This is a genomic window from Mucilaginibacter sp. P2_D11 (assembly GCF_056404435.1).
Genome location: NZ_JBFUEA010000008.1, coordinates 58,058 through 70,507, shown reverse-complemented (window position 1 = coordinate 70,507; position 12,450 = coordinate 58,058). Strand labels below are relative to the sequence as shown.

The following is a 12,450-nucleotide window of genomic DNA, read 5'->3' as shown; positions in this document are numbered from 1 at the left end:
TGTTACGTGCTAAGCAGCCTGTTTAAAAGTTAAAGTTAACGGTGAACAGATACTGGCGGTTGTTAGGATACTTGAAATCTGACACGCCCGGGGTGGCAAAGCTACCCGGCTGTATGGTGGTCTGAGGGTCCTGCCCCAAAAAGTTGGAGAAAGTTGCCACATTATCGGCCGTAAGGCCAACGGTTATACCATCCATATTGATACTTTTGGCCCAGGTCTTTGGCAGCGTGTAGTTCAACGCAATATTCCTGATGGTGAAATAACTGCCGTTTTTAAGGTAACGGGTAGAGGTTTCGGTAGAGTTGGCCGAGTTTTGCGGGCTCGGTTCGGTGGCCTGCGTATCGCCGGGACCGCTCCATATCTTGCTGCCGGCGGGCAGTTTTATCTGGTTGTAGTATGGTTCGTGGCCATCGTTCATCATAAAACGCAGGTTGTTGCTGAACACTTTGTTGCCGTAGTTGAAATAGGTGCTTACGCGCAGGCCAAAGTTTTTGTAGCGCCAGCTGTTGTTGAAACCTCCCTGGAATTTTGGCAGGGCCGAGCCAACTTCCTGTGTAGTGGCTTGCGAATAATCAGACGTTTTTTCGCTGGCTACGGCTTTGCCTTCGGCATTGTATATCAGTTTTTCCCAAACCGGCGCGCCTGTCTGCGCATCTACGCCCAGCCATTTAGGCATGTAAAACTCGTACAGGTTGCCACCGTTGCGGTATATCTGCGATATGCTCCACGAGCCGGTTTTTACGATATCTGCCGGCAGGCCGTAAAGTTTATTGCTGTTGAAGTTGATGGTAAAATCGGTGTTCCACTCAAAATCTTTGGTTTGGATATTGGCAGAGCTGATGCCTACTTCGATACCTTTATTGATTACGTTACCCGCGTTCTCCCATTTGGTTTCGAAACCTACGGATAGTGGCTGCGATACCTGCAGCAACAGGTTCTTGGTATTGTTACGGTAAACATCAACCGTAAGGTTAACGCGTTTAAACAGGCCTATATCGGCACCTACGTTTATCTGGTGCTTGCTCTCCCAGGTAAGGGTTGGGCTGGCCAGTTGGTAAGGTACGGCGCCAACCAGCGAGTTATACTGCGTGGTAAGCGAGTACAGGCCCAGATAGCGCGACGAGCCGATATCCTGTGTACCGGTTACACCGTAGCTGGCTCTTAATTTAAGGTTGCTGATGATGCTGTTATCGGCCAGGAAATCTTCTTTGCTTACCAGCCATGCGGCTGATACCGATGGGAACGCGCCGTATTGCTTGCTTGGCGCAAAAGCCGATGAACCATCGTACCTGAACGAGGCTGACAGGAAGTACTTGTCTTTATAACCATAGTTAAGCTGCGACAGCAACGATTGCAGGTAGGCTTTGTTATTAGAGCCGTTTACCAATTGGTTATTCGATACTACGTTGAGCACCCTCAGGCCCTCCGGCAAGCCCTTTCCCGATGCGCCCGAGTATTCGGTTTGCCCGCCCTCGAAAGCTGCACCAGCGAAGCCGCTGATGGAGTGGTCGCCCAGGCGGAAATCGAACTTAAGCAACTGGTTAGATACGATGCCGTAGTTGAGCGTGTTCGCTTCATCGATATACCCTGTGCCGTGGTAAGTACCTGCTGCAACCGGCGATACATAGTTTACGCCTTTGTTGAAGCCTGCCGCTACCCTGTTGGTGCTGGCAAAAGTAAGCCAGTTGGTAATGCGGTAGTTGATGCCGAGGTCGTAGTTAAGGTCGAAGCCTTTATAGCTATGTTCGGAGTTCTGTACGGTATTGATAGGGTTTATCTTATCGCGCGACCACCATTTGAACGACGAGTTGCCGTCTACATAAATAGGGTTGCCGGCGGCATCGTAAGGGTTATCCCAGGGCAGGTTAAGGAAGGAGTAATACACATCCATATAATCGTAGCTTTTGCCCATAGCGCCACTGAGGTTGATATTGTTGGTGATATCCAACTTTTTCGAGAAATGGTAGGTAGAATTCGCACGCAGGTTGATGCGCTGGAAATCGGTATTGAGGAAAGTACCTTTCTCTTTATAATATGATGCGCCCACGTAGTAGTCGTTCTTTTCGGTACGGCCCGAGGCGGAGAGGTAGAAATTATATATCGGTGCAGACTTAAACGATTCGCCCGCCCAGTCGTAATCCTGGTTGCGCAATGACTGCGGCCTTTCCGAATAGAACTTAATGAGGTCTATCTTATAAGAGTTGTCGGTAGCGCCAACGATGTAATCGCGGTAAAATTCTTTCTGGTAGTCGTAAAGCTCGTTGCTGTTCATCAGGTCCAACTTACCGAAATCGGCCGTGCGGAAACCGGTAGACACCTTGGCTTCGAACTTAGTTTCGCCCTGTTTGGCCTTTTTGGTAGTTACGATGATAACGCCTGCATTAGCCTGCGAACCGTAAAGCGCGGTAGAAGCCGCATCCTTCAGTACGGTGATGCTTTCCACATCGTTAGGGTCGTAGTTACCCCCTATGATGCCATCTACCACAAACAGCGGGCTTTGGTTGGCGTTTACAGATGATACGCCGCGCAGCCTTATCTCGGGCGCAGAACCCGGCGCGCCTGAGCTGTTCACCACCTGCAAACCGGCAACCTTGCCCTGTAGCATGGTACCGATGTTGTTTGCCGTAACATCCTTAAGCTTATTGGCCGATACCACTGTAACGGCGCTGGTAAGCTCGTCTCGCTTTTTGCTGCTGTAACCTACTACAACAACATCGTTAAGTACCTGCACGTCTTCGTCGAGCGTAATGGCAACGTTGGTTTGCCCTGCGGTGACGTTTACCTGTTTGGGCAGATAGCCCACAAAGCTAACCAACAGGGTTGGTGCGCCGTTTGGCACACTTAGCGTGAACTCGCCGTTTACGTTAGTAACGGTGCCGTTGCCCGCGCCTTTAACAGAAACGTTTACGCCGGGCATGGGCAATCCATCCCGCGAGGCCGTAACCCGGCCGGTAACTTTCTGGCCCTGGGCAAAGCTGCCCAGGGTGCCCAAAAAGATACAACAACAAATGAGTAATAGTTTTCTGATCATATCTCGTGAGTTTGTTTAAATAATTAATACAGTGATTGGTATTTGTAAAGTTGGGGTAAAAAAACTGTTAACGTATGGGTGCCTCCCGTGGGCCGGGGGCCTGCGCAGGGGCGCAACCGTTTGCGCAGGTTTACGCAAACGTTTGTGTAATTTTCACGCAACCGTTTGCGTAAAATGCATGCGCCGGTCCAAAACACCAACAATTATTGCGTAAAAGCGTCTCGACGGCAATATTAACCTGCAAAAAGAGGGATTGAGCAACGATTTATTTGGCAGAATGATACAGCACCATCTCCGAATCGATGATGTGTTGCAGCAAAGGGAGCTCGGCTGCGCCGGGGATTGCGGCGTTGTTGATGAGCTTGAAAAGGAACTCTGCCGCCATTGACGACTGGCGGTAAGCGAACTGTTCTATGGAGGCCAGCGGCAGGCTGTCCATGTATTCCCAAATGGGCAGGTTGGCAAAACTTACAAAACTGATATCGCTGTTTACCGCAAGGCCGGCGGCTTTAACGGCGGCAATACAATCCAGCAAAACGTAATCATTGAATACGATAACCGCCGTGGGCGATTCGTCCAACGCGATAAGTTTATGGATAGCCTTCAGGTTGCCTGCTTTAGATAAGTCGGTGGATACGATGATATCCTGCTCAAGCGCCAGCTGGTTCTCTTTGAGGCAACTGGCATATATCTGCAATCGCTGCCGGGTGGCGGAAAGCTTTGCCGGGCCGTTGATGAGCCCGATACGCTTGTGCCCCATGCTTACCAACTTGCTGATAGCCTGCAACATACCCGAATGCAGATTACAGGCCACATAATTGATATCACGTTTATTTGGTACCCTGTCGAAAAAAACGACGGGGATATTATACTTTTTGAGGTTGTCGAAATGATCGTAAGTGGAGGTTTCTTTGGTGAGCGAAACCAGGATGCCATCTACCCGATGGTCTTTCATGTTCTCCACTATCCGCTTCTCGCGCTCAAAATTCTCCAGCGATTGCCCGATGATCACGTTATAGTTATTGGCCTCGGCAGCATCCTCTACCCCGGTAAGCGCGGCGGAGAAGAAGGGTTCCGACAGGCTGGGCAATACCACCCCTATAGAATAGGTTTTGCGTTCTTTGAAGTAAATGGCCGATCTGTTTACCTCATATCCAATCTCTTTGGCCACCTTTTGCACGCGCATGGTGGTCACCAGGCCGATGCTGGGGTGATCGCGCAGTGCCCGCGATACCGTAGATACCGATACATTGAGCCGCTTTGCGATTTCTTTTATGGTAGGTAATTTGTTCATTGGTTTCAGCCGCAGCCTGCTCTCTCGATTGCTCTAAGATAGCATTACTTGCCAAACGGCGCAAAAATTTTAGCCGGAAGGCAAGCGCGGGCGGGCACGTTTGTCCAACTTTATTTTATAGAAAATCGGGGGAAATCTGTAAAATGATACCGGCCCGTGATGGGGTAAACCCGGAGATAATCGCCCGGGCACTTGACAAAAACTTCGTAAAAAACCTTAAAAAATCTGCGTTTTTCGGTGCTTTTCTGCGTTTTTCATTGGTGTCGAATATTTTTTAGGTAAACTGAAAAAAACGCCTTTTATGCATAAAAATGGCTTGTATAAGCTAAATTCCTGCTAAAGCATTTCCAGTTTTTTCCAATAATTGAACACATTTTAGCTGTGGCTTTCCAGGAAATTCCAGCCTGGTTCCGGGGCGATAAAGAGTCTCCACGCTATGCGCTTTTTCTCAGGCATCAGTCGTAATACGGCCTCCTCTCACTGTCCCTGCGGCACCCTGCCTGCGCGCTAAGCTACCATGTTAAAAGCGCTGTAAAATATTAGATACAATCAATTATTAAGCAATAATTAACACAATTCTGCTTTTAATGGATTGGAAAGTTATTAATCTTTGCACCCCGAAATTAATTTAACTGAAAATAAATTTACTGATCCTAAACTAATTGATGCATAACCCATTGTAAATATCTGTGTTACGTCGATTTTGAATTTGAATTTTAAAGCCCAAGGGATATAGTCCCCTACGGCTAGCCCCCTTTTCAATTTAATGATCAAAGAATGGAACTAAAATACGTTACGCTTTATGCGGACAGCATGAGCAGCGAAATAGACTTTTGTACAAATAAACTTGGCTTCCGGATTTTAAAACGGACAAAGACGTTGAGCCAGCGGGACTGTGTTATACTTACCCGGGACAACGCAGGTCCCGAACTTATTGTGATAGAAGGCGATGGCCATGGCATCGCCGGCAGCACCGTTGTACTCAATACGCATGATTTTTTAAAGGACCATTTCGAGTTAAAAAACATCGGCATACAGTTCCTGAGCGAACCTGAATACACGGTGGCAGGAATTGCCGCAGCCTTTAATGACCCATCGGGTAACCGCTGGGTATTGATAGAAGAACGCGATTACAGTGCTAACTAAAAACGGTGGATATGGATTACTTAAAGGTGCTTAGAAACAACAACAAGATAGCGCACAAAACATTTTACATTGGTACCGACAAGCAATTAGCAGCCGACCTTACCATGCGCTGTGTATTTACCGGTAACGAAAAATGCAGCATTGGCCACCGCAGCCTGCTGTTAGACAGCGATTCGATGCTGGTGCTGAATAAAGGAACGCAATACGCAAGCTGCTCCGGGTCTGAAATACCGGCGAGGTCGTTCGCTATCAGTTTCGACGAAAAATTTGTTGCTGATTTTAACAGAAGCGTACGGCTAAATTCCAGGCAGTTGCTGGATGTGCAGCAAAACAACGGCACGCTGCCCGAATTAGGTGAAACACTTTATCCCTTTAATGGCGATCTGAAGCTCACGGTTTTGCATTTGAAACACCACCTGGACGAAGGGCTGGACAATGAGCTGCTGATTAACGAATATTTACACCATTGCTTAATTACCTACCACAGTTTGTACAACCAGCAGATCTATCAAAAGGCGGAGCAACTGCACATTCTGAACCGCAGCACCCGTATAGAAATGATCCGTCGCCTTAACCTGGCCCGCGAATACCTGTATAGTAACTTTGACCGAACCATCCATTTAGAACAACTTGCCGATAATTCCTGCTTATCGGTTAATCATTTGCTACGAACTTTTAAGCAGGCATTTGGCCAAACCCCTCACCAATACCTTACCGATATAAGGCTTCAAAAAGCGCGGCTGATGCTTAAACAAACCGAATGCCCGGTTAATGAGATCGTAAATACCGTTGGATTTGAAAACCCGAGTTCGTTTATCCGCCTGTTTAAAAAGAAGATGAATACTACGCCAATGGCGTACCGGCAATCTGCCTGATATCCAAACAAGCGCAATTTCTCCATAACAGCATTGTTACCGTTCCGCGCCTTGCGGTACGGTGCAAATGGTGATTTCGGCACATTGCCGGCATTTGGCAAACTCTATAATTGCCAATTCATGGTTGATGCCAACAACTGGCACCGGCTTTCACATTTATCATAAAACATTAATTAGATGAAAAAACTTCTACTCGGATGTTTGTGTTTATTGTTTTATACAACACAAATATTTGCACAAAGCCGCACCGTTACCGGTACGGTCACCGCCAGGGAGGACGGCACAACCATACCGGCTGTGTCTGTTTCGGTTAAAGGAACAACCACCGGCACCCAAACCGGTGTTGATGGTAAGTACACCATTAAAGCCGCGGATGGCGACGTCCTTCTATTCTCTTTTTTAGGTTACGATACCCAATCCGTTGTGGTAAAGGACAACGTTATTAACGTGGTACTTACTTTAAACAGCAAACAGTTGGGCGAAGTGGTAGTAACCGGTTTAGGTATCAACAAGGCTAAAAAAACGCTGGGTTACGCACAAACAACCGTAAAGAGCGACGAAATTAACCGCTCGGCAGCTATAAACCCTTTAGGCGGTTTACAGGCTAAAATTGCCGGTGTCAACATTTCCAATGTTTCCGGTAGTTCGGGCGGCTCTACCAAGGTTATCCTGCGCGGCTACACTTCTATCGGCGGCAACAACCAACCATTATATATTATTGATGGTGTGCCTTTGAGCAATGCACGCAGCGGCTCGAGCGATAACTTCGACTTTGGTAACGGCGCAAACGATATCGACCCTAACCTCATCGATAACATCAGCTTCCTGAAAGGATCGGCAGCGAGTGCTATCTACGGTTCGCGCGGATCTAACGGCGTGGTTATCATCACTACTAAAAAAGGAAAATCGGGCAAGCCGGTGATAGACTTTTCTACCGGTACCACCCTTACCGATGTGGCTTTTGTTTACAAGCCGCAGGAAACTTTTGGCCAGGGCTGGGATGCTCATTTTGTATTGGGCGAAAACGGCAACTGGGGGCCTAAGTACGATGGGCAGCTACGCCCATGGGGAGCTATTGTTGATAATACGCAACTGTTAAAGCCTTTTTCTTTTATTGATGGCAACGTAAGGAATTCTTTTGATACCGGTATAGAGCTGAACAACAACCTAACCGTTAGCGGCGGTACGGATGCTTCTACCTACCTTATTTCTTACAATAACATCTTCAGCAATGGCATTTTGCCGGGCGATGCAGATATGTATAAAAGGAACAACTTCTCGTTAAGGGGAACAACTACTTACAAAAACTTCTCGGCAGATGCATCGTTAAACTATGTTGCTAAAAACGGCAACTTTGTGGCCACAGGCCAGGGCCCTACCGGTGTAGGTACAACTTTTTACGAAAACGTTTTACAGATTCCGGGCGATATCCCCATTAAAGATCTGCGCGATTACAAGAACAAGTATTTCAACGTAGATAACTATTACACCCCGTATGCAGAAAACCCGTACTACAACTTAAACGAGAACGGAAGCAAATCTAAAAGCGACCGCGTGTACGGCAACGTGAATTTAAATTACAAGTTTACGCCATGGTTTACTTTACAGTTACAGCAAAGCGCTGATGTAAATAATTCATCGGCACGTATTTGGTATAATACCAATACACCTACGCCGGGCAGCTGGGTAGGCGGCGCAAACACCGAGGGGCAATCGAGAAAACCTGATGTGGGCAGCGTAGAGGAAGACAACTTCCAGACGTATGAATACGACACTAAATTACAGGGTATCTTCGTAAAGAGATTCAACTCAAAATTTGATTTTAACGGACTTATAGGTGCCAACTACAACGACCGTGGCGCGCGTACCTTAAGTACTTCTATTGAAGGTTTGGCTATCCCGGGCTTCTACCAGCTCTCTAACAGTGTAAATAAGCCCACCAGCGCAGAGGCCGAAAGCCACCGCCGTTTAGTGGGTTTTTACGCGCAGGGTACCGTGGGTTACAGCGATTACCTGTACTTAACCTTAACCGGCCGTAACGATATTACATCTACACTGGCTACGGGTAACAACAGTTACTTTTACCCGGCAGCAAACATTTCTTATATCCTGTCCCAGGCACTTGATATCAAGAACTCGGCTGTAAGCTACATTAAATTAAGGGGTAGCTATGGCGAAACCGGTAGCGACACCGATCCTTACAACATCAACAACATTTTAACGGCTACCAACGTAGGTTTAGGCTTTGGTAACCTGGCGTTCCCTTTCCAGGGCGTACCGGGCTTCTCTATCAGCAATACGCTGCTCAACCCAAATTTACGCCCCGAGCGTGTTAAGGAGTTTGAACTGGGTGGCGAATTCAGGTTCCTGAACGACCGCCTTGGTTTAGATGTAACCGTGTACCAGCGTACCCGCCAGGACCAGATCCTTGCCGTACCCATTGCACCGGGTACCGGCTACACCTCCGAATTGGTGAATTTTGGTTCGGTTCGCAACCGCGGTATCGAAATTGCATTTAACGCAACCCCGGTAAAAACAACGGCCGTAAGCTGGGATCTTTCTTACACCTTTTCTAAAAACCGCAGCATTGTAACTAGCCTGCCAGATGGTTTGGATAAAGTTATCCTAAACTCAGATGGTTACGGCGGCCAATTCGTTGCGGTTAAAGGCCAGCCTTTGGGTTTATTACAGGCACCGGTTCCGCAATACGATCCGCAGGGGCACATTGTGGTAGATGGCCAGGGCTACCCTATTGCAGCTGCCGAAAACGGCACCTACGGCAATTTCCAGCACGATTTTGTAATGGGCCTGAGCAACAGCATCCGCGTAAAGAACTTTTTATTAGGCTTTACATTTGAATGGGATAAAGGCGGCAAATTCTATTCGGGCACGGCCGATCTGCTAAACTTTGTTGGTGCAGATCCGAAAACTACCTACAACGACCGTAACCCATTCATCGTACCGAACTCGGTACAGGCAGTTACTGATGGCAGCGGAAAAGTTACCTATGTAGAAAACACCACGCCAATAACAGAGGCCAATACCGATGACTATTACTACACCACCTCTAACAAAGCGCAGGCCTGGTCAAGAGACATCCTCGACAGGAGTTTTGTTAAACTAAGGGAGGTTACGTTAAACTACATGCTGCCTAAAACAGTAGCATCTAAAATAGGCGCATCAAAAGCATCGATAGGTATATATGGCCGTAACCTGTTTACCTGGTTGCCTGCCGGTAACCACGTAGTAGATCCGGAAGTGTCTAACTACGGCACCGACCTTGCCAGTGAATACGGTGAATTCAGGACCGCGCCACCATTAAGGTACTATGGCGCTTCACTTAAGGTTACATTTTAAATAAAGCATCATCATGAAGATCAATCATATCAAATTAAAAACATTAGTCGCCATTACTGCCGCCTCGCTTACCTTCGGCTGTAGTAAGATCAATGATATCAATGTTAGCCCTAATAACCCATCTATAGATAAAGCCACCCCACAGGTATTGTTCCCTTCGGCAGTTTTATCAACAGCAGGCAATATTGGCGGCGAACTGGATATTATCGGCGGTATATGGTCGCAGTATTGGACACAGTCGCCAGCTGCCAACCAATTTAAAACCATCGATTCGTATAACCTGCAGCGCCAGGATTTTAACGGCACCTACAATGGTTTATTCAGCGGCGCACTGCCCGATTATCAGCTTGCTATCAGCAAAGCTAAAGATGCCGGTCAGTTTCCTTTTTACCTGATGGCAACGGTGATGAAAGCCTACACCTACGAAGTTCTGGTAGACTTGTACGACCAGGTGCCTTATACCGAAGCCTTCCAGGGAGCAGCAAATCTGCAACCCAAATTCGACGATGGCTTTACCATTTATAAAGGCTTACTGGCCGAAATAGATGCAGCACTGGCTACTAAATACAACGTTACCCTGATTGCTAACGATGCCAAAGCCGACTTTCTATTTGGCGGCAATATGGCTAACTGGCGCAAATTTGCCAACACGCTTAAACTGAAAATGTATTTGCGTATGGTTAACACCCATCCGCAGGATGCTGAAGCAGGCGTAAGGGCTTTATACGCAGCACAGGCCGACTTTTTGGATACCGATGCCGGCGTAAATGTTTTTACCGATGCAACAGATCAACGTAACCCTATTTACGCTTATACCGTGTTTAACCTGGGTGCTAACGATCTGCGTGCCAGCAAAACCTTCACCAGCTGGTTAACCGCAAATGATGATCCGCGTATTACCAATTATTTCGGCACAGCTTCACCAACCGCTATCGACCAGGGCTATTACAATGCACCGCAATCTGCCCAACCGGGTTACTACAGTGCTACCGCGCCTAAGTTTGCAGCAACAGATCCTGTTTACTTCCTTACCACTGCAGAATCGTACTTTTTACAGGCGGAAGCAGCTGCACGCTATAATGTAGGCGGAAGCGCAGCATCGCTGTTCAACACGGGCGTAAAAGCAGCTTTTGACCAGTATGGTTTAACCGCTCCAACCGGCACTGCCTACACCTACCCCAACGGTACGCTGCAGGCCAACTTACGCGCTATTATCTATCAAAAATGGGCATCGTATCCAAACTCGCATACCATCGAAGGATTTTTTGACCAGGAGCGTACCGGCTACCCGGAACACAGCCCCGTTTATTCTTTGGATGCCGCTTACGTTGCCGGGCAATGGGTTTATTCTAAAAACGGTGTAACGGGTGGCAGGTTCCCAAAACGCCTGGTTTACCCGGATTCTGAAAGAAGCAGGAACGCAAACACCCCTGCCGAAGTGCCCATTACCACACCCGTATGGTGGGGATTACCAAACAATTAACATTAACTATCAAGATCATGAAAAAATATTTAAGTTATATGGTGATGATGCTGGCAGGGGTTTTACTCTTCTCTTGTCAAAAAGAATCATTTAATTACAAGGAGGGCTACGTTGGCGGCTCCAAGATCACTACGTATCCAACCATCACCCTCGCCGGAGACGATTATATGCTGGTTATTAAAGGCGGTACTTTTACCGATCCGGGTGCAACTGCCAAAGCAGGCGATGCCGATGTACCGGTAACCGCAACCACCGTAGATGTAAATACCGCTGGTGTTTATACCGTAACCTATACGGCTACAAATTCCGATGGTTTTTCCGCAACAGCAAGCAGGCACGTAATTGTTTATTCAACAGATGCAAGTGCACAGGCTAACGACTACTCGGGCAATTACGCCCGTAACACCAACGGCTCGGTAGCCGTGTGGACCAAACTGGCACCAGGCGTTTACTCGGTATTTAACCCGGGCGGCGCGCCGGGTACCGATCTGACCGTGATTGTTTTTAACCCGACCGGCAGCACCATATTTATTCCGCAACAAAACGCAAGCGACGGCAGTTCTACCAGTTCTGCTTCAGAATCTACTGTTGCCGGTGCAGGCGGTACGCTTAGCAGCTATAAAATGGTCATCGTGAATCCTGGTTATGGTGCTTCGGTAAGAACGTTTAATAAAATTTAATGCAATTGAAATGAAAAAGAGAAATACGATATTTTGCCTGCTGGCTGCCACGCTTGGCGTGGTAACCTTAAACTCCTGTCAAAAGGATGAAAAAATAGGCGGCACGGCGGTTCAAAACCTGTCCGGCGAATTTTGGGTAAAATTAGATGGCGGTGCCGACCCTACCGGCACGTTCGACGATAGCTACTACACCATATCTACCTACAATACCGCTTCCAATAAAGCCGATAGTATGTGGGTTGATGATGGTTATACTTCGGCCACGGGCAAGCCCTTCTGGCAAATAAAGGGTAAGGTAGCCGTGGATGTGAACAGCCGTACATTCTCGGGCAGCAACATTGCCAACCAGGATTACGACAGTAAATTCACCATCCTGAACGGTAAGATTTTGCCAAAGGCGGCAACTGCCCCGGGCACGAAAACCAAAACCGACTCTATTTACATGGAGATACAGTTTGATGACGACCCGGTACCAGGCACCGTACACAAAATAGGTGGCTACGCGCGCACCCGTTTTGATGCAGACGACCATTACTAACTGCAAACCCCATAAAATAAAAATGCCGGCCATAACAAAGCCGGCA

The 12,450-nt window shown here is 47.7% G+C and carries 8 protein-coding genes; 6 read left to right on the top strand and 2 right to left on the bottom strand.

Annotated elements, in window-relative coordinates; genetic code table 11:
- Nucleotides 1–22 precede the first annotated feature (22 nt).
- Entirely contained in the window at nt 23–3,031 is a 3,009-nt protein-coding gene (locus AC1DXC_RS13965; RefSeq protein WP_477459761.1) for a SusC/RagA family TonB-linked outer membrane protein, read from the bottom strand.
- A 265-nt stretch (nt 3,032–3,296) separates the two neighbouring features.
- Nucleotides 3,297–4,325: a LacI family DNA-binding transcriptional regulator gene (locus tag AC1DXC_RS13960; RefSeq protein ID WP_477459760.1), complete on the bottom strand. Its 1,029-nt coding sequence runs from the start codon at nt 4,323–4,325 to the stop codon at nt 3,297–3,299.
- 777 nt (nt 4,326–5,102) lie between these two features.
- On the opposite strand from AC1DXC_RS13960, the gene AC1DXC_RS13955 reads away from it, so the two are divergent.
- The 6 genes from AC1DXC_RS13955 (at nt 5,103) to AC1DXC_RS13930 (ending at nt 12,404) form a co-directional block, all read left to right on the top strand.
- Nucleotides 5,103–5,471: a VOC family protein gene (locus tag AC1DXC_RS13955; protein ID WP_477459759.1), complete on the top strand. Its 369-nt coding sequence runs from the start codon at nt 5,103–5,105 to the stop codon at nt 5,469–5,471.
- A gap of 11 nt (nt 5,472–5,482) precedes the next feature.
- The gene (locus AC1DXC_RS13950) at nt 5,483–6,346 is read left to right on the top strand and encodes a helix-turn-helix domain-containing protein (protein WP_477459758.1); all 864 of its coding nucleotides are present in this window, start codon (nt 5,483–5,485) and stop codon (nt 6,344–6,346) included.
- A gap of 177 nt (nt 6,347–6,523) precedes the next feature.
- Entirely contained in the window at nt 6,524–9,703 is a 3,180-nt protein-coding gene (locus AC1DXC_RS13945; RefSeq protein ID WP_477459757.1) for a SusC/RagA family TonB-linked outer membrane protein, read from the top strand.
- Nucleotides 9,704–9,716: 13 nt separating this feature from the next.
- Complete coding sequence (locus AC1DXC_RS13940) at nt 9,717–11,186, top strand: SusD/RagB family nutrient-binding outer membrane lipoprotein (protein WP_477459756.1); 1,470 nt, start codon at nt 9,717–9,719, stop codon at nt 11,184–11,186.
- 17 nt (nt 11,187–11,203) lie between these two features.
- Entirely contained in the window at nt 11,204–11,866 is a 663-nt protein-coding gene (locus tag AC1DXC_RS13935; protein WP_477459755.1) for a DUF5011 domain-containing protein, read from the top strand.
- Nucleotides 11,867–11,876: 10 nt separating this feature from the next.
- Complete coding sequence (locus AC1DXC_RS13930; protein ID WP_477459754.1) at nt 11,877–12,404, top strand: lipid-binding protein; 528 nt, start codon at nt 11,877–11,879, stop codon at nt 12,402–12,404.
- Nucleotides 12,405–12,450 lie beyond the last annotated feature (46 nt).